Source organism: Bradyrhizobium sp. B097, from assembly GCF_038957035.1.
Taxonomy (GTDB): Bacteria; Pseudomonadota; Alphaproteobacteria; order Rhizobiales; family Xanthobacteraceae; genus Bradyrhizobium.
This window is the reverse complement of record NZ_CP152412.1, coordinates 7,386,408-7,405,159: the sequence shown is the minus strand read 5'-3', so window position 1 is coordinate 7,405,159 and position 18,752 is coordinate 7,386,408. Positions and strand designations below refer to the sequence as shown.

Sequence of the window (18,752 nt, the reverse complement as noted above, 5' to 3'; positions counted from 1 at the left end):
ATGAAGATGATTGAAGAGAGGTTCGATGCGATCGTGGTGGGAGCCGGCATGGCCGGAAACGCGGCGGCGTTGACCATGGCCAGGCGCGGCATGAAGGTGCTGCAGCTCGAGCGGGGCGAATATCCCGGATCGAAGAATGTGCAGGGCGCGATCCTCTATGCCGACATGATGGAAAAGCTGATTCCCGAGTTTCGCGAGGAGGCACCGCTCGAACGCCATCTGGTCGAACAGCGGTTCTGGATAATGGATGATCGATCCCATGTCGGCATGCATTACCGCTCGGATGACTTCAACGAGGAACGGCCGAACCGCTACACGATCATACGCGCGCAGTTTGATAAATGGTTCTCGTCGAAGGTGAGGGAGGCCGGCGCGACCGTGCTGTGCGAGACGACAGTCACCGAGCTCGCACGGGACGACCGTGAGAGGGTGGTCGGAGTCCGTACAGATCGCCGCGACGGCGAAATACATGCCGACGTCGTCGTGCTGGCGGAGGGTGTCAATGGCCTGCTCGGGACCCGCGCGGGCCTGCGCGCGCGGCCGACACCCGATAACGTTGCGCTCGCGGTGAAGGAAATGCACTTTTTGCCTCGCGAGACTATCGAGGCGCGTTTCAATCTTAAGGGTGATGAAGGCGTCGTGATCGAGGCGGCCGGTACCATTTCCCGCGGCATGACCGGCATGGGTTTCATCTATGCCAACAAGGAGTGCATTTCGCTCGGCATCGGTTGTCTCGTCGCCGATTTCCAGCGCACCGGCCAGACGCCCTACGGCATGCTCGATCATTTCAAGCAGCATCCGTCCGTGGCGCCGCTGATCGCAGGTTCAGAGGTCAAGGAGTATTCGGCGCATCTCATTCCTGAAGGCGGTTACAAGGCAATCCCGCAGCTCCACGGTGAGGGCTGGGTGGTGGTGGGGGACGCGGCGCAGCTCAACAACGCCATTCATCGCGAGGGCTCCAATCTCGCGATGACCTCAGGCCGCATCGCGGCCGAAGCGATCGTCCAGGTGAAATCGCGCCGCGAGCCGATGACCGCGACAAATCTGTCGCTCTACAAAAAGATGCTTGACGAGTCTTTCGTCATCAAAGATCTCAAGAAGTACAAGGATTTGCCGACGCTGATGCACACGCATTCGCAAAACTTCTTTCTTACCTATCCGCAGCTCATCTCCAAGGCGATGCAGAACTTTGTGCGCGTCGATGGTACGCCGAAGGCTGAGAAGGAGAAGGCGACCCTGAAATCCTTTGTCAAGGCGCGGTCATGGACAGGTCTGTTCGGCGATGCGTGTCGGTTTGCCCGGGCCTGGCGCTGACCGGAAACAGTGTGAAATCCAGCAACAGAAGGTCAAAGCATGAATGTCGAACCCTCAATGCGTGTCGAAGACAAGCTGTACTACAACCGCTATCTTGTCGATGTCGGTCACCCGCACGTCAAGGTGCGCGCACACACGACGCCGTCGCCGCAGCTACTTGCGCTTTTGAAAGTCTGCCCCGCGCGATGCTACGAACTCAACGACAATGGCCAGGTTGAGATAACGGTCGACGGCTGCATCGAGTGCGGCACCTGCCGCGTGATCGCCGAGCCCACCGGCGACATCCAATGGAGCCATCCGCGCGGCGGGTATGGCGTGCTGTTCAAGTTTGGGTGAGAGTGGAACGAAGAATTGTGGTGTGATCGCCGTAATAGGCGGGAGGATCTCACCGCCTTTGTGGCGCATTCCGCCTCCCCTGCACGGAGGGTGAAATTCGAGCGAGGCTGGCACTCGAGGGTACGCCCCCCAAGACATAGCCTGGGGGATATTACGCGCACTCGGTATGAGCGAAGGACTGATTGTGGCGCCATTGAGTGGCGCCAAGTGTCGATCCGGCGGCAAAGGGAATCAGCCCGTCGCCTGGGAAGGGGTGGGCCCAGCGGCTTCGATCGCAACCGCCACTGACTGCATGATCGCAGCAAAGCGCACTGCGGTCTGGATCGCTTCGGAACTGACGCCCGCGGCCCGCAGCGTCTTCTCGTGGGCGTCGATACAGGAACCGCAGCCGTTTATGGCCGAGACCGCCAGCGACCACAGCTCGAAGTCGGACTTGTCCACGCCGAGATAGCCGATCACGTTCATGCGCAACCGTGGCGGCATCGTCCTGTATTCCGGGTTGGAGACGAGGTGAACGAAGCGATAGTAGACGTTGTTCATCGCCATCACAGAGGCTGCGGATTTCGCTGCGGAAATTGCCACAGGCGTCATCACTGCGGCTGCAGCCGACTCCATCGCGGCAATCAGGGCTGCATTGCGGGTGGCAATCGCGCTCGCCAGAAGTAGTCCGTATTGTCGCTGCGGCGAGAGCGTCTCATCGGCCATCAAGGAGGTCAGGTTGAGCCTGACGTCCTTGGCGAAATCGGGAATCTTTTCATTCAATTGCTCGATCGACGACATGCTGCCTCAAGCAACCTTCAGGGTTTCGCCGCCGACTTCGCGGTTGCAGGGACAGAGCTCGTCGGTTTGCAGCGCGTCCAGAACCCGGAGCGTGTCCTTGGGGCTGCGCCCGACATTAAGATTGGTCGCATAGACGTGTTGGATTGTGTTGTCGGGGTCAACGATGAAGGTGTAGCGATAGGCGACGCCCTCGGGTGAACGCACACCAAGGCCATCGACAAGGGTTCCCTTTGTGTCGGCAAACTGCCAGATCGGTAGATTGTGCAGGTCGACATGCGAGCGCCGCCAGGCGAGCTTGCAGAACTCGTTGTCAGTCGAACCACCCAGCACGACCGCATCGCGGTCGGCGAATTCCTTGGCCAGCCGGGCAAACTCGGCGATCTCGGTCGGGCAGACGAAGGTAAAATCCTTGGGATAGAAGAAGATGATCTTCCATTTTTCTGGAAAGCTCACTTCGGTCAGGGTCTCGAAGGCGCTCTGCCCATCTTCTTCCTGCGCCTGAAAGCCGGGCTTCACGCCTGTGACCTCGAACGATGGCAACTGACTTCCAATTCCAAGCATGCTGTCCTCACAAGTCCGTTTTGTGTAGATCGTGCCGTCACCTGTGAAGCAAGCTATATGCCATGCGTTTTCAAATCCGATTGTCGCGACTACGCCAGCCTGGGGCTCTGCTGTAGCATCTACCTTTGTTCGATTGGATCTCAGATCCATATCCAATCGTGCCGCGTGCATGCGCGATGCTCGCGCGCTCGAAACGAATAGATCGAGTGCGCTGTTCAGCTGGGTTGCGATGCTGAAGCAATTCTGGAACCTAATGGGATGACGCGACCGATGCGCTGTGGTGCGCCTAAATTCTGACCCAGAGGCGCGCACTCCGACTCCGCCCGAGAATGATCGGCCTGCAGCACGGTTAGGTGCCAACCTGCAAGCCGCCAGCATGCGCCGGCGGAAGAACGATTATCATTGGGCGTCTTCGTAGTGGATGACACCCGGGCGCCGGTTGGGCGATTGGCGGGGAGGATGGCAGGCAGACCTCAACAGCTCGTCGTCGATCGGCCGGGCTGCAGAACCGACTAAGGGCCTGATGCGGGCTTCGACTGATAGTGCGCGCCCAGCTTGTGGGAGTGGCTTCTCGCCGACTAGAAGGTTTCATCAGGGCCCTCGCAGAGCATCTGCTGGCTCAGAATGTGGAGTGGATGCCGGAGTTAAGGCGCTTTTCGTAGGCGGCCAAGAAGTCGGGCGGGCGCTTTCGGAGCCTGCGTGCCCGATAGTCTCACCGCCGTCATCAAGCTGTCCGGTATCATCGTCGCCAGATAGCCGCACCTGGGACTAAACACCCGGCTGCGCGCCAAGCGCGTGGAGCTGTCGCGCCACCATTGCTCCACGACTTGACGATCGCAAAGTAGCAGCGTGCCAACATCCCCGGTGAAAGTTCGCCAGTCGGCAAGGCATTTTCTTGGAACGGCCGTCAGGAGTGGCACGCCGCGGGTGATCGCGTCGATGAATTCGGCGCGCAAGCCGCGACCAAGCGCTTCCTGTTTGGCAAATTTGCTGATCACGAGGAGATCGACCTTGTCGTGAAGCGCCCGGGAAACGACAGCTGCGGCCTCGGCAAGTCCATTTGTATCGAGCGTACAGGACATAGCTCCGCTGTCGAGTGGCTTGGAAATCGAGATCTCTTGTCCCGTCGCAACGTCGACTGCAACCATCGCGTGCGTTCCGTTTGCGCCCTTGAAGTGTCGCTGGACGATGCCGCCGACGCGTACGCCCTGCCGAGCGAGATCCTGGGCAAAATCGGCAAGCAGCTTATCGACGTCGTCGTTTGGCTGGTAGAAAACTGCCGCCACATCATTCGGATCGATTTCTTCAAGATCGCCGATCATGGCCGTGGTCCTATTGCTGTCTGTTTCTCGTGTCGGCGCTTACCCGTTGAAGAAGTCCTGCGGGTGATGACGGGGTAATGAGCAACCGCTCGGGGGCCGCGACCGGCAAGGCGCGCGCGACCTCGGCGAATACGTCCGTTCCATTGCTGAGCTTTAGCGCATCAAAGGAGCGGCGCGGGATGCGGGCCAAAAGCGGCACGCCCGATCGGCCTGTTTCCAGAGCCAGAACCAATGTCACCTCAGCTTCGTCGAACGGCAGAGAGGCTTTGATGCGTGCGGGAAAGATATTGAGGATGGAACTTGCGCGCGGTACCTCGCACGCGACGCTGACATCGCCGGCTGCAATGCGCAGCCGCAGCTGTGCGCCGGGTCTGAGCGGCGGTCCCGGTATCAACAGACGCGCGCCTTTGAGGCGGAGGATGATTAGCCCATAGCGCCCGTCGTAGCCGCCGACGATGGTGTCAACGCAAACTGCCGCTTCGCCACGCGCGGCAAGCGCTGGATCGCTCTGAACGGCATGCAGCGGCCCAGTCGCAGTCACAATGCCATCTCTCATCATGACGAGATGATCGACAAAGCGCTCGATGTCAGCCATGTCATGGCTGATATAGATCATAGGCAATGTGAGCTCTTCACGCATTCGCTCGAGAAATGGCAGAATCTCGCGCTTGGCGGGGCGGTCGAGCACAATGAGCGGGTCGTCCAGCAGAAGGAGCCGAGGTTGGGACAACAGTGCGCTGCCCAGGGCAAGTCGCTGTCGCTCGGCGCCAGAAAGAAATGACGGCTGACGGTCAAGCAATGGCGCCAAGCCGAGCAATTCAACCACACCATCAAAGTCGATCAGTGTCGGTCTTGATTTTGGCGCGTTGTACAGAAGGGTGCGCTTGACAGACAAATGAGAAAACAGAATCGGTCGCTGAAATACATATGCGACGGGACGCTGATGAGGCGGCAGAAACGTCGTCTCATCCTGCCAAATCTCGCCATCGATGGCGCAAAACCCGCTCGGTAGACGCTGAACGCCGGCGATGCAGCGCGCGAGTGTGGTCTTGCCGCACCCAGGCGGACCGAAGATCGCCGTGACACCATTGGCCGGTACGCTGAACTGCGCATCCAGCGGGATGCTTGCCTGAGAGCCGTTGAAGGCGACCTCGATCTGGCCAGGATTTGCGTTTCTCACGTACCTGTGCCTGTGCTGCATCTTTCCATCAAGCTCACGAGCAGAATGGCGGCAAAGGCGACGATCACCATACCGCCGACAATTCGGTCTGTTTCGCTCCAGCGCGGCGTCTCCGCCCCGAGGAGGCCTTCAGGTGCGGCCGCAGGAATGCGGATTGATGGTGTTACGGCAGCCGGCATCTTGAGCGCTGGTAATCGAACGCTGCCGCGCGCGCTTGTCGATGACGTAGATAAAGCGGGTTTCAGTGTCGCGGAATTCTCAGCTAGCTTTGCCGGAGAAAGGGCGTCCGCCGAGAGCTGACATGGCACGGCTTGCGTCGTTTGGTGTCGGTTCTCGCCAGAGCTCAATACCGCTTCGGCGCCGGCAATCCGCTTGAAAGGGGGCACAGCTTTCGTAGCCGCCAATGTGAAGTTTGCGCCAACGCCCTTATTCATGGCTTCTGCAATTTCAGGCGCAAGCAGCATCAAGACCAGATCGATTAGGATCAATTGGATAGGCTTCATTGGAACTCCGGCGGTGGTCCGCCGCGACCGCTTTCGTCGCGGCAGCTCCTTGCTCCTTACCCAGCAATCTGCGTGCCGTTCAAAAATACGGTGCACGGCCCGCTTGGCTCATGGTGAACCGCGCATAGGTCCGAGCCCAGCGTGTGGAATGGCCGCATCGTATCGTTGGGTTTCAGACGTTCGCGTCGCCAACCTGCCGTGCAGGACGGACGAGAAGCTTGCGTGGGCGCGCCGTATTCCTCAGCATTCGACGACCGCCTAGTTCTGTTACGGTAGTGGCTCTATTTGTCCACAGAGGGCCTTGGTGTTTTTTCGGTACGCGCGGGCAATATCGGATAATCGATCTTAGGAAGCTGCCCGGTGAGTGAATTCAGAAACGCGACGATGTCGTCTTTTTCTGTATCGTCAAGCTTCACGCCCAGTTGAATCTCACTCATCACGCCAACCGCTTGTTTGAGGCTCCAAACCTGGCCCGAATGGAAGTAAGGGGAGCGCAATGCGACGTTGCGCAACGGCGCGGAGCGAAAAACATACTCGTCGCTGGGCAGCCTGGTGACGGCAAAACGGCCCTTGTCGTCCCGAGGAAGCAGGCTAGCGGCTGGCCTTTCCATCGCACCGAACGGGAAGTAATCCTGTCCACCGACGTTGATTCCATTGTGGCAAGAGGAGCATCCCTTTTCGATGAACAGCTTTAATCCTGCTTTCTGCTGCTCACTAAGCGCATACGCATCGCCCTCGAGGTACTGGTCGAAGGCGGCGGCGGGTGTGATCAATGTCGTCTCGAAAGCCTCGATCGCCTTGGCGAAATTTTCAAAGGTAACCGGCGCCGCATCGTTGGGGAACGCCTTACTGAACATAACAATATAATCGTTCATCGAATTCAACGTGATGAGCACGCGAGCGGGCGTCGTATTCATTTCAACGCTGGACTGGACAGGGCCTGCGGCCTGGGCCTTGAGGTCTGCCGCGCGACCATCCCAGAACTGCGCCACGTTGAAGACTGCGTTATAGACCGTTGGTGCGCGACGCGAACCTAGCTGCCAGCGATGACCAACCGACATCGGACCGGCATCTACTCCGCCGGTCCCAAGATTGTGACATGTATTGCAGCTAATGACCTCGCTCGCCGATAGCCTCGGATCGAAGAACAGGGATTTGCCAAGCGTGACTTTTTCGTGGGTGGTAGGGTTATCCTTCATCGCGGGAGCGACTGAGGGGATCGGCTTGAAAATCCGCCTCGCGGCGCTCATCAAATCATCATTGCCGCCCGCTGCTGACGAAACCAGAATCCCAACGGCCACAACACATAACTTGCCTGCCATGTAAAGCTCTCGTGCCGTTGATTTCCTCATACTGAGCCTTATTGTTGTCGTAGATGCTGGAAATCGCGAACATCGCGCGGGATTCGCGCGGCCTGCCGTCTGCAGAATGGCTGGCAGCAGTCAAAGACAAATGGCATCTTCCGTGTTGTGGCTAGGCTGCACCCAGGTCTCACGCTTGCCGCTGTTAGTAGCAACCGCCGTGCCAGTCGGGCTCAAGGTCTAAGCGCTGATTTTGGTCTCAAGGAACCGCAGAATAGGAATAGCTGCAGGCGGCTTGAACCTCCGAAATCAACTGTCCGTCACAGATACGACAATCACCAGCCCAGACCAAGGTATTCTGGGCCGATCGCTTCGAACCTCGTGTTCAGGTCGTAAAGCTGTCGGTCCTGCTCATCGTTGAGCGTGCAGGCGCTAAGACGCTGGCCGGAGTCACACAGAGCGAGCAGCGACGACGCCACTTGTCGGGTGATCGACCCGACGGAATCGCTATGCCCGTCTGTGGCGCCTTCAACAATACGCTGCGCTCCAACTTGTAGGCCGAGCGATCATCGGTCGATACCGGATGACGTTTCGCACGCGGTGCAGCCGGAGAAGCGTGCAATTGTCAAAGAGTGCGTTCTACCGGCTCACGTCATGATGGAGATATGCCCATCTCAGAGCGCATTGACACTCGCTCGACGCTCAAATTGCTTGAATCGACCGTAACGTCAGGTTGTAGGTCTTCCGAAGCAAGATCGGACGCCTTTGCAGAAGTGTCATATTGGGGACCACATCGCGAATGTCTCAAGCGCTATAGCCGACTGCGCGGGCCGCGTGTGCGGCCGATTTTTGCTGTGCGTTAGTCTTGGCGACAGGCCTGTTGCGCGTGGTGGAACGATGATTCGGAAGCACGGCAACGACGACGCCCGCCCTGCAATAGCACGGCGGTTGCTGCCAACGCCGGGCCTGCTTCCCGGCAAACAGGACGATAATCGCAGGGCACAGAACGATCATGAAGGATATGCGGCTTAAGAGAGGTTTGGTGAACCAAAAGCGACGAACGGGTTGGACCTCCCCTGCGTATCGCCATTCAGCCGCCCTTGCTGCGGTTGCGATCGCGGCCATGTTGTGCACGGGATACGGTCACGCGCGCGGTCGGAGGTCTGAAGAGGTCTTGACGTCTTGCAGACCAGACGTGATGCGCTTCTGCAACCGCTTTACAGGACGTGGGGATGTGGACGCGACCATGTTTTGTCTTCGAGACAATTTCAAAAGCTTGCTTGTCGAATGTCGCCGCGTGATGCCAACCGCGGCGGAAAGAAAGGGACGGTCGAAACGAGGCGTCGACAAACTGCCGATCGTCCGGCATCGGGAGTGACAAGTGGTCAGTGCCGCGCTGCTACCGGCATCGCGATCATTGTCTCAATCGACAAAGTGAGGGAAGTACGCGAGCTCACCAACGTCATACGAAATGGCATGGTCGCGATGTTCGTCCCTTGTGGGAAGCCGAGCTTGATCCCGATACGCCGCACGCGCGCCTCAAACAAAGAAAACGCGAGTGCCATGCTTAAGACCTGAGCTATCAGAGGGGATATGTCAGCCAGAATCAGTGGCGAACTCAATAAGCTCGCCACTGATAATCATTTCTGTCGTCAACAGCTGTGCACATTTAGCGTCAAGATGCTCATTTATTGGCTTGAATCTCACGTTGCGTCAGGTTGTAGCCTCGTAAGGGCAAAGGCGGTGGCACGGGCCGGCAGACGTCCTATGATTCATTGGCAAATAATGATCGGGCAACGACGGCACGCTAATTGCCTTGTCGCTTGGGGGCGACTGGCACGAAGGCCAGTTGCATCATGGGTATGAGGCGACGCGATGCTGGCTATCCTCAATCGCGCTGCAATATGCGGACTCGCGACCTGGCAAGAGGTGATGGAATGATGCACAATGTAGCCGGCAACAGCCGCAATCGCATTTCTCACCGCGCAACGAGAGCGCGCTGAGTGAAAGGCCCGGCCCTCGCAAGCAGATGCCTCAACTGCATAGGCGGTTAGGATCCAGCCAGAGGCGATGACCGGTCGCATTGAGCGCGTGGCCGTGCAGGACATTGCGGTAAAAGCTCGGAAGGTGGTATGTCCGCTCAAACCAACTTGACGACGGCGTTACGCGAAATCGATCGCGCTCGCGATATCGTTGAATTCTCAACTGCGGTGGTCACGTGCGACAAGCAGCTGCGCAAGGCGGATCACCCCGCGTTTCTGCAAAAGGCCGCCGTTGAGTTTCAATCTAGATTTCTGCCGAGTTTCGAGCAAAGCATCCGTGCCGGGAGATCGTGGGGCTATGCCACGACATGCAACGCGGTGAGCCGAAAGGCCGGAGGCCATGCCGGCCGGGACGCTTGCGAGAGAATAGCTTCTCGCGTGTCGCAGCTCGACCAGGCCCTGATTGGGAAAGTCGGAGTTAGAGCCCTCTCTATATTTGCAGCATCATTCGGCCGGCACTCCGGTAGAGCGGATTGTCGCAACGGAGCGATCAGAATAGCTAACTTTTGTCGCGAGGAAAGCAGGTCGCTTCAACGATTGAACAATCTAAGCCTGGCAGCGTTGATAAACGGTTTCAGCAAATGGCCGGAAGAGGCAGACTTTCGTCAGGCCGCGGCCGCGATCGCGGGCGAGGTCATATGCCGGGCAGGCCGCCGCCACCAGCTCTCTGACTTTACACAGCAAGGGCTGGTGAGCCTCGTCAACGGATTCAGCAAATGGCCGGAAGAGGCGGCCTCACGCCAAGCCGCGGCCGCGCTTGCGCGCGAGATCCTGCGCCGTCCCGGCCGGCTCTGCGATTATGCCCAGCAGGGGTTGGCCATCCTGGTGAACGGCTTCAGCAAGTGGCCGGAAGAGCTGCCCGTTGGTCAAGTCACAGTCGCGATTGCGGGCGAAGTCCTTGGACGTGTCGTTCGGTTTCACGAGTTTAGCGAGCAGGATCTGGCGAATTTAGTGAATGGCTTCAGTAAATGGCCAGATGAGGCAGTCACTCGTCAGGCGATAGTGGCGATCGCAAGTGAACTCTTGCGCCGTGCCGCCCAGCTTCCTCACTATACCCAGCAAGCACTTTCGAACCTTGTGAACGGGTTTTGCAAATGGCCTGAAGATGCGATCTGTCGCAATGCGACGGTCGCGATCGCTGGTGAGGTGCTTTGCCGTGCTGCCCAACTCCCTGATCTTACCCAGCAGGGGCTGGCGAACCTGGTGAACGGCTTTGGCAGGTGGCCGGAAGAGACCACCTTTCGCCGGGCCGCGGTCGTACTCGCGCGTGAGGTTTTGCGCCGCTCCGCTCAGCTCAGCGATTTCTCACAGCAGGGACTGGCGAATTTAGTGAACGGCTTCAGCAACTGGCCGGAGGAACTGCCTTTTGGTCAAGTGACCGTTGTGCTCGCGGGCGAGGTCGTTCGCCGCGCCGAGCGCAAGGCGGGGCTCTCAGGTTTCACTGCCCAAGACCTCAGGGGTTTGCTGATCGGGTTCAACAAATGGTCGCAAGAGAGTGCCGCTCGCAAAGCCATGATCGCAATCGCCGATGAGGTCCTTCGCCGCGGTGCCCGGCTCTTTGACTTTACCAAGCTGGAATCGGAGAATCTGCTGAATGACCTTAGTAAATGGCCGCAAGACGCCGCGGGCGACCGGACGATAGCGGAGATCATCAGGCAGCTGCAGCTCACGCAAACTGAAGCCGTGCAGCCCCGTGTTGGGGACAAGTGGTCCCGGCAGACGAGGTAATCGACCAACGAAATCTCGCGGCAGCCGTGTTCAATGCGCACGATGCGGCGAGGTCTCGACACGACAGTCCCGCGCAGCGAGCGCCGCCCTGGTGATGCGGTCGGCAGCGTTCACATTATGCAGAATTGAGCAAACAATCAGAAGGACTAGTTCTTGATCGAGGCTGAGAAGGATGTCGTCGAGCACATGCTCTCATCATTGACGACCAGCTTGTTGCAAAATCGTATCGCGCCATCCGACGAACAGGTGATGCATCATTTCGGGCTAGCTTGCGAAAGAGCGGGGCTGATCGCGACGGAAGAGGCGGCAATCCGGATAATGAAGCGCGTCTCACGCAAGATCAACAAGGCGAAGTCAATGCTCGAGTTAATCGGCCGCGGCACGGATCTGTTGCACTGAGCTGGCGTTGCCTAAAATCCGTTGTGTCAGTGCAGATGCAGCCGTTCAATTGATCAGTTGGCAATGGCCGCGGGGCAAGAGCCGGGTCATCGTCGCTTGCCCGCCGAAATCTGCGACAGCATGAGCCGATGCTGCAGGATCGGTCCTCGCGGTCGATGTCAAATAGGGCGAGCTTGTCATCCACGAAGACACAATCCAGCCTTTGTTTGATTGCGTCGGGGGCGCGTGCCGGCTCGAAGAAGTACTCTCGACTACTCGATCCGGGTGAAGGATCCTTTATCGCAATTCCACACGTTCACCTCCCATCGCGAAATGGATGGCGAGCCGGAATTTCAGTGTGCCCTTGTGCTCCGTAGGCTCTCGATATTCGTCGCTCGGGAGCGATAGGGTCGCCGCAGCATCACACTCGATTCCAGATCGCGAAACATGGTGTAATTTCGTCGGATCCACTGATGCAGTTCGGTGGACCAGTCCTTCTCGTCGCGCAGATATCCGGTGAAGGAAAAGCTAAGTCGGTCGATATATCTCTTGAGAAACAGCGGCAGCGCGGGAATCCGGAGTACCCGCTCGCCATCCATCGCATCAGGTAGTCCGCCGCGCAACACGAATTCGTTGTGGACAGTGACGAGTGCCGCCGGCGGAATCCGCCGCCGCAGCATGTCATAACTACGAGCGGAGATGCGGTCAGCCCCCGCGACGAAGAGGATGATAGGCGCGACATAGCCGCGCATCGTCTCCCTCATAAATCCGATCTCCTCGCACATCTTGAAGAATTCATCAAAGGCATGGAAGCCGAGATCGATCACCTTGGCGACCCCATCATGGATGATCAGCGGGTCCATCAACTTCATCTTGCCGTAAGTATCGATCACATCTGCGGTCTCCGTGATGTTGGGGAGGTAATCGAGCAATGACGGCTCCTTCAGACTGACATCGAAGGAGAGCGCCGAGCCATTTTTTAGCAGCAAGAACTCGCTCACGAGGCGAGCGATGAGGGTTTTGCCGACCTGCGGGCTAGGAGAGCAGATGATGTAGATGGGGGTCGCTAACATAGCCAGCAGATCAATCTCGTTTCGTACTGGGATTAACCCGTCGCTCGCCGATTATGCGACTACTTCTCGCCACCTCGGATGGCTGGCTTGGCGCCGGCCAGTTCGGTCAAACTGATGCGATCAAATTCGCTCCAGACATTTGCCAGCCAGTGCCGGACATAGCCGCGCAGCACAAAGGAGTTATTCGCCGGCTCATCGTTCCGCCCCTTGTTTGCGACGAAGTCGACGAATGGGACGGAAGCGACTTCGACCTGCTCATAGGCCATCTCGTTAAGTTTCGGTATGGTCAACTCGGTCGCATGCTTGATACGGTGAAAATAGGAATTATAGGTGGACTGGTCCCACTGGAAGAACTGAGTGTCGTTGATGAAGTTCTTGACCAGATAGTACTTTGCGCCGCTCATGAAGGTAGCGGTCTCGGCGATCTCGTCCAGCGAAGCGATAGATGATCCCAAGATATGGAATACGGCAAAGGTGATCTGTCCGGACCGCGCCGAATCCAAAAAGCCGATGTCGCGCAAAGAGGCCAGTGCGGAGGACAGTAAGCCGGCGCGAGCGTCGATGACGGTGACGGATAGCCCTGAGTTCAGGGTATCGAAGATCTTCATCTGGTCCGCGGTCGTTGTCATGTCGACGATCTCGGTAATCTCAGGATAGAAGCGCTTCAGCGTTCCCCGCGGCGACTCCGTGTCGAATGCACGTGTTTGCACGTTATTGACGCTGAAATAGTCCAGAAGGGTTCGTGATACGGTCGTCTTGCCGACTCCTCCCTTGTCCGCACCCACCACAATCACAACTGGCTTCACCATGAAAATCTCCTGAGACACTCGCTATTGCCGTGCGCGAAGTACGCTATCGGCAAGTACCTGCTTTGGATGCGAACATGGCAGAAAGAAGGGGCAATCGAATCTTTGATACGAGAGGTGCGCGACTGGTCGACAGTTTCCAACATGAAGCCAGTGAGGCCGCTTGATTGCAGCGACGGTGCAGGTCGAGAACGGCAACTAATCACTCGTACTCGTGCTCCACGAGAGGTTTGGCAGCAGCTGAAAGATCAGTTCGTCGAAGAATCAACTGCGCGCTGGGGATGATCATCGGGATCACTGTCAGCTGTTGTTTGCCGCCGATCTTGGCGCAGCATGAAATGACTTGAATCTCACGTAGCGTCAGATTGTAGACTTTGCGGCAGCATGATCGAAGCGGTACTACGCAGGTGTCCAGGGGTTTTCGACAGTCATGATCGCGCGACCATGACTTCGTCGATCATCAAGCATCTCGTTCGGCAATCATGGTGGTGTGTTCTGCCAGGTGGTGAGAGGGCTGGTCAGTTCATAGATGACATTGAAAGCATCGAACTCTCAGTTTGGTCAAAGCTATCCGTGGGTGCGAATACTGGAATTCCAAGCCGAAACCTCGGGCCAAAGTAGCGAACCTATTGGACGATTTGACGTCGTGAAGCGATGTCCGATGAGCAATCTTCGTGTGCTTGCATCGGCGGGCGGGATGGCCATCTTTATTGGCAATCCTCGCTTTGAGTACTGGCGTCACCAATTACGCCGCGTGCCACCGTCGAGAGGGATCGGGGAGGGGCGCTCGGAGATAGGCCTTTTCATCCGGCGACACGTCGAAGGTGGCGAGCCCCTCGTGCAAATGGCAATCGGGATGAGGCTGCCGCAACGCCGAACGGTTGATCAAAGGCTTGGCCGAGGGAATGCGCGGACACGACCTATCTGATGGCACAGGCGTCGACGTCCGAAATCGCGGCGCGCGGGGACAGTCGGCCTATTGGAGCCAGGCGACCTCGCAGAAGTCGGGGCGTCGAGGCCTGCGGGCTCGCCTGTGCTAGGCTTACAGCGTCACAAATGATGATCTGTGTATGGTCGAACTTGATCGCACAACAAGGACATCTCGACAGCGTTCGGACGTCCTCATGTTCGAGCCGTCGTATCGTCGCGATCGAATTTGGAATGTGACGTTGGGTCCGCAGCGGCAGATCCGCGGGGTCTGTGTTCTGCGGGAGCGGGATCGGCCGGGCGCGCCGAGCGCTTGCGGCGAGTTGGCAAGAGATTACGTCCAATGCATCTGTGATCTCGTCGACATCCATTATCCCGACGCCGAGATCATCCGGGTCGTCCAGGACAATTTATCGACCCACTCCGGGGGCGCCCTCTATCAGGCGTTCCCGCCCGCCGAAGCCAGGCGGAGTTTGCGACGGCTCGAGTTCCACTACACCCCAAAACACGCAAGCCGGCTCAATATGGTCGAGATCGGCGTCCTGCGCGACCAGTGCCTGGATCGCAGGATCGACGCCCCAAGCGACTGCGCCGCGAAATCACCGCTTGGGAATGACAACGAAATGCCGCCCGCTCCCGCATCAAATGGATGTTCACAACAGACAGGGCTCGCGCCAAAATGGCGGGCGCCTATCCCGCCACTTCCAAAGAGTCATAATCACTGTAACTGGATACCAGGCAGAGGCATTACCTTCGAAGCCTTTCGCCCCACCAAGAGAGCTCCTCGGCAGATACCTGCACACCCGTTAGTGAGCGCCGGTCGCTTCGGACCTTTTCCGCAGTCCATCGATAAAAAGGTAGATCACGGGCGTCGTGTAGAGGGTCAGCATCTGAGAGACCAAGAGCCCGCCGATAATGGAGATGCCGAGCGGACGCCGGAGTTCGGTGCCGGGGCCGGTGGCAATGACCAGCGGGATGCCGGCAAACACCGCCGCGATTGTCGTCATGAAGATCGGTCGGAAGCGCGCCTGGCAGGCTTCGAAGATCGCGTCCACTGGAGACATGCCGCGCTGGCGCTCGGCCTCGAGCGCAAAGTCGACCATCATGATGCCGTTCTTCTTGACGATGCCGATTAAGAGGATGATGCCGACGAAGGCAGTCACGGTGAGCGGCGTGTTGGTGACCTGCAAGGCCAGAAGCGCGCCCAGTCCCGCTGACGGTAGGGTCGAGATGATGGTCAAGGGATGGGCCAGACTTTCGTAGAGCATGCCGAGCACGATATATGCCGCAACCAGTGCGCCCAGGATCAAGAGCGGCTGCCGTCCGCTGGAGCTGGCAAAATCGCCGGCATCGCCATCAAAGCTGCCGCGAATACCCTCGGGCATGTGCAACTCCTCGACCGATCGTTGGATGTTCGCCAAGGCGACCTGAAGCGGCACGTCGGGAAGGAGGTTGAACGAGACAGTGGTCGAGGGAAACGACTGCGAATGGTACACCGCCAGCGCCGCCAGTCCGCGCTGTTGGCTCACGACCGCAGACAACGGCACCTGCGCGCCATTGGCGCCGGTAACGGAGATGCGATCTAGATTGGATGGATCGAGCTGGAGTTTTGGGTCTATTTCGAGCACGATCGCATATTGGTTCCGCTGGGTATAGATGACTGAGATCTGCCGCTGCGAGAATGCGTTGTTGAGCGCGTTGTCGATCTCCTGGACACGGATGCCGAGCTGCGACGCGATCTGCCGATCGATCGTGAGATTGAGCTGCAATCCGCTGGGCTCGCGATCGGCAGAGACATCCGTGATTCCCTCGACCGTCTTTATACGCTTGTACACGATTGGCGCCCATTCGTGTAACAGATCGAGATCGGTGCTCGACAACGTATACTGGTAGTCGGAATTGCTCTGTCGCCTGCCAGCGCCAGCGCCAACGTCCTGGACTGCGAACATGAAGAGGCCGATGCCGGCAATGCCTTGGACCTTGCGGCGCAGCCGGTCGATCACGATCTGGGTCGACATGTAATAGCGCTCTTCCGGCGGTTTCAGGCTGATGAACATCGAGCCGGCATTGGACGCTTGACCAAGTCCGCTCGCTCCGTCCACGAACGATCCAATGTCGGCGACCGCCTGATCTGTCATCACGATGTCGGCGAGTTGCCGGTGCAAACCCAGCATCGCTTGGAGGGAGGTATCGGGGGAGACGCGCGTCACGCCGATGATGAGACCAGAATCGTCGTGCGGAAAGTAGCCCTTGGGCGTCTCGATGTAGAGGATCACCGTCAGTGCGCTGGTCGCAAAGAACATCAACAACGTCAGCATCGGAAACTTCATTACGGCAAGCAACGACTTCGCATAGTTATCGACGATACGGGACAGCGCCCCCTCGATGACGCGGTCGAATAGAGTGGCGGTGCTTGAGGTCGTCTGCCGGATGTGATGTGCGCAGATCATCGGCGTGACCGTGAGCGAGACCAGCGTTGAGATCAGGATGGCAAAGGTGAGGGTTATCGAGAACTCGCGTAGCATGCGGCCGAGAATGCCGTCCATGAATAGCAATGGCGTGAAGGTGGCGATCAACGACAGTGAGATCGTTACAACCGTGAAGCCTATCTGCTTTGCGCCCTCCTGAGCCGCCCGGAACGGCAGCATGCCTTGCTCCAGATTGCTGAACATGTTCTCGATCATGACCATGGTGTCATCGATCACGAAGCCGATCGAAATCGCGAGCGCCATCAGCGACAGATTGTCGATGGAGAAGCCAGCGCCCCACATGCCAACGCAGGTGCCGGCGAGCGATAGCGGCACTGAGATGCCGGCGGCAACCGTAGGCGTGATCCGACGCAGAAACACGAAAATAACGACCATTACCAGAACGGCAGCCGCAAGCAAGGTCAGGTACATGTCGAGTACGCTGGCGCGGATCGTGCCGGTGCGATCGACCAGCGTCGAGATTTCCACGCCCGCCGGAATCCATCGCTTAAGCTCCGGGATTAATGCCTTGATCCGGTCGACCGTGTCGATGACGTTGGCGTCGGCCTGTTTTCTAATATGAATCAAAACCGCGGGTTGGTTGTTGAACCACGCGGCCGACCGAATGTTGCGGACGGAGTCCTCGACTTCGGCGACGTCGCAGAGGCGCACGAAATTGCCATTCGAGCTCTTGATTACGATACCGCGGAATTCCTGCGCGCGGCGCATCTGCCTGTTCAACTCCAGCATCTCGCCCTGCCGCTCGCCGTTGAAGATGCCGACTGGCCCGAGCGGATTGGCATTAATAATCGCGGCTCGGACTGCTTCAGTTGAAATGCCAGCGCTGGAAAGCGCCACCGGATTCAAATGGATGCGCACCGCCGGCTGATCGGCGCCACTGACCGAGACGTTTCCCACCCCCGACACCTGTGCCAGTCGTTGCAGGAGTACAGTGTCAGCTACATCATAGATGTCGCTAGGCGACAGCGTCTTGGAGGTGAGAGCCAGGACGTAAACGGGCGCGCCGGAGGTGTTCGACTTGTAGAAGCGAGGGACTGACGGCAGATCGCTCGGCAGGTCCGGCAGCGATGTGTTGATTGCGCCTTGCACATCGCGTGCAGCGCGGTCCAGGTTGCGCCCAGGATCGAACTGCAATGAAATGTAGGTGGATCCGAGGGTGCTCGTTGATGTGATCTGGTTAACACCCGCGATTTGGCCAAGCCGTCGCTCCAGTGGCGCGGCGACAGTCGCTGCTATCACCGATGGTGCAGCTCCAGGTCGAAAAGCGTAGACGAAGATCGTTGGGAAATCGACATTTGGGACAGAAGCCAGAGGCAAAGACCCGTAAGCCAGGGCTCCGAGCAGAAGTAGGCCAATCGACAGCAAAGTGGTGCCGACCGGTCTACGAATAAATGGCTCTGAGATTGAGACCATCGCCAGGCTAAAGTCGCGCGACGCGCTTGTGTGAATGGAGCTAGACTCGTCGGCACAAGGTAGCGCTTCGACGGCAGATATCTTGTATCCGGTGAAGTTACGGGATCGAACACAAGAGAACGAAGCGAGCCAAGACGTCGAGGGGATTAACCAGTACATAAACCTGGCTATGACCGAACCTACTCAATCTTGGTGTTGACACGCTATCCTGTGAATTTGCAGGCAGAGCTTTCCGAAATTGAGCCGAAGCCTTCGACCTGCGGGGACAACTGTCCCGTCGATAGGCGCATCACACCATTTCGATCTTCGGCTACTGACTTCTCGACCCGATAAGACCCGTGCAATCCCAAACGATCACCCGATCCTATGTCGCGACAATCAGGATGAGGTCCGTACACTGATCGCCGCCGCCCACGATCGGCCTACTTGTGAAATGGATCTTGGTTTCGGGGCCCTGTGCTTGGCTGATTGGACGAAGCTGGCGGAGACGAGACGCAAGATCGGTATGAATGTTGTCGCGCCCACTTCTTTTGACATTTGTGAGGAGGTTCGGGAACGGGATCTCCTTAAAGAGACCGTTTGGTTGCTATGTACGCATA

13 protein-coding genes and 1 pseudogene are annotated in these 18,752 nt (G+C 58.1%); 5 read left to right on the top strand and 9 right to left on the bottom strand.

All coding sequences use genetic code 11. From position 1 onward, the window contains the following. The first annotated feature begins 6 nt into the window (after positions 1–6). On the top strand, positions 7–1,314 hold the full coding sequence (locus tag AAFG07_RS33935; protein ID WP_342724047.1) for an FAD-dependent oxidoreductase: 1,308 nt from the start codon (positions 7–9) through the stop codon (positions 1,312–1,314). 39 nt (positions 1,315–1,353) lie between these two features. Beyond that, positions 1,354–1,650 carry a ferredoxin family protein gene (locus AAFG07_RS33930; protein ID WP_342709698.1) on the top strand — a complete coding sequence of 99 codons (297 nt, stop codon included), beginning with the start codon at positions 1,354–1,356 and terminating at the stop codon, positions 1,648–1,650. A gap of 231 nt (positions 1,651–1,881) precedes the next feature. Here AAFG07_RS33930 and AAFG07_RS33925 read toward each other — a convergent pair whose 3' ends face one another. From AAFG07_RS33925 to AAFG07_RS33900, 6 genes are all read right to left on the bottom strand, one after another. Then, positions 1,882–2,430: a carboxymuconolactone decarboxylase family protein gene (locus AAFG07_RS33925; protein ID WP_342724046.1), complete on the bottom strand. Its 549-nt coding sequence runs from the start codon at positions 2,428–2,430 to the stop codon at positions 1,882–1,884. Positions 2,431–2,436: 6 nt separating this feature from the next. Next, positions 2,437–2,991: a peroxiredoxin gene (locus AAFG07_RS33920; protein WP_342724045.1), complete on the bottom strand. Its 555-nt coding sequence runs from the start codon at positions 2,989–2,991 to the stop codon at positions 2,437–2,439. A 644-nt stretch (positions 2,992–3,635) separates the two neighbouring features. Beyond that, complete coding sequence (locus tag AAFG07_RS33915; RefSeq protein WP_342724044.1) at positions 3,636–4,313, bottom strand: DUF2478 domain-containing protein; 678 nt, start codon at positions 4,311–4,313, stop codon at positions 3,636–3,638. A 10-nt stretch (positions 4,314–4,323) separates the two neighbouring features. Then, on the bottom strand, positions 4,324–5,493 hold the full coding sequence (gene modC, locus AAFG07_RS33910) for a molybdenum ABC transporter ATP-binding protein (protein WP_342724043.1): 1,170 nt from the start codon (positions 5,491–5,493) through the stop codon (positions 4,324–4,326). Beyond that, entirely contained in the window at positions 5,490–5,996 is a 507-nt protein-coding gene (locus tag AAFG07_RS33905) for a hypothetical protein (protein ID WP_342724042.1), read from the bottom strand. The genes modC and AAFG07_RS33905 overlap by 4 nt, the downstream gene beginning before the upstream one ends. A gap of 281 nt (positions 5,997–6,277) precedes the next feature. Then, positions 6,278–7,318 (bottom strand): cytochrome-c peroxidase, encoded by a 1,041-nt coding sequence (locus AAFG07_RS33900; RefSeq protein ID WP_342724041.1) that lies wholly within the window; start codon positions 7,316–7,318, stop codon positions 6,278–6,280. A 2,111-nt stretch (positions 7,319–9,429) separates the two neighbouring features. Here AAFG07_RS33900 and AAFG07_RS33895 point away from each other — a divergent pair. Beyond that, positions 9,430–11,067, top strand: coding sequence for a hypothetical protein (locus AAFG07_RS33895; RefSeq protein WP_342724040.1), 1,638 nt, complete (start codon positions 9,430–9,432; stop codon positions 11,065–11,067). A gap of 153 nt (positions 11,068–11,220) precedes the next feature. After that, positions 11,221–11,466, top strand: a complete 246-nt coding sequence (locus tag AAFG07_RS33890; protein ID WP_342724039.1) for a hypothetical protein — start codon at positions 11,221–11,223, stop codon at positions 11,464–11,466. A 332-nt stretch (positions 11,467–11,798) separates the two neighbouring features. On the opposite strand, the gene AAFG07_RS33885 is transcribed toward AAFG07_RS33890, so the two are convergent. Next, positions 11,799–12,518 carry a hypothetical protein gene (locus tag AAFG07_RS33885; protein WP_342724038.1) on the bottom strand — a complete coding sequence of 240 codons (720 nt, stop codon included), beginning with the start codon at positions 12,516–12,518 and terminating at the stop codon, positions 11,799–11,801. A 59-nt stretch (positions 12,519–12,577) separates the two neighbouring features. Then, positions 12,578–13,327, bottom strand: coding sequence for a hypothetical protein (locus tag AAFG07_RS33880; protein WP_342724037.1), 750 nt, complete (start codon positions 13,325–13,327; stop codon positions 12,578–12,580). Between the two features lie 1,250 nt (positions 13,328–14,577). Here AAFG07_RS33880 and AAFG07_RS33875 point away from each other — a divergent pair. Further along, positions 14,578–14,969, top strand: a pseudogene (locus tag AAFG07_RS33875) (transposase); the annotation flags it as partial. A gap of 88 nt (positions 14,970–15,057) precedes the next feature. Here AAFG07_RS33875 and AAFG07_RS33870 read toward each other — a convergent pair. After that, entirely contained in the window at positions 15,058–18,153 is a 3,096-nt protein-coding gene (locus AAFG07_RS33870) for an efflux RND transporter permease subunit (protein WP_342724036.1), read from the bottom strand. Positions 18,154–18,752: the final 599 nt, after the last annotated feature.

Coding starts and splice junctions, on each gene's coding strand:
- AAFG07_RS33885 (WP_342724038.1), bottom strand. CDS start 12,518: ATGTTAGCGACCCCCATCTACATCATCTGCTCTCCTAGCCCGCAGGTC.
- AAFG07_RS33920 (WP_342724045.1), bottom strand. CDS start 2,991: ATGCTTGGAATTGGAAGTCAGTTGCCATCGTTCGAGGTCACAGGCGTG.
- AAFG07_RS33900 (WP_342724041.1), bottom strand. CDS start 7,318: ATGGCAGGCAAGTTATGTGTTGTGGCCGTTGGGATTCTGGTTTCGTCA.
- AAFG07_RS33915 (WP_342724044.1), bottom strand. CDS start 4,313: ATGATCGGCGATCTTGAAGAAATCGATCCGAATGATGTGGCGGCAGTT.
- AAFG07_RS33880 (WP_342724037.1), bottom strand. CDS start 13,327: ATGGTGAAGCCAGTTGTGATTGTGGTGGGTGCGGACAAGGGAGGAGTC.
- AAFG07_RS33930 (WP_342709698.1), top strand. CDS start 1,354: ATGAATGTCGAACCCTCAATGCGTGTCGAAGACAAGCTGTACTACAAC.
- AAFG07_RS33895 (WP_342724040.1), top strand. CDS start 9,430: ATGTCCGCTCAAACCAACTTGACGACGGCGTTACGCGAAATCGATCGC.
- AAFG07_RS33905 (WP_342724042.1), bottom strand. CDS start 5,996: ATGAAGCCTATCCAATTGATCCTAATCGATCTGGTCTTGATGCTGCTT.
- AAFG07_RS33935 (WP_342724047.1), top strand. CDS start 7: ATGATTGAAGAGAGGTTCGATGCGATCGTGGTGGGAGCCGGCATGGCC.
- AAFG07_RS33870 (WP_342724036.1), bottom strand. CDS start 18,153: ATGGTCTCAATCTCAGAGCCATTTATTCGTAGACCGGTCGGCACCACT.
- AAFG07_RS33925 (WP_342724046.1), bottom strand. CDS start 2,430: ATGTCGTCGATCGAGCAATTGAATGAAAAGATTCCCGATTTCGCCAAG.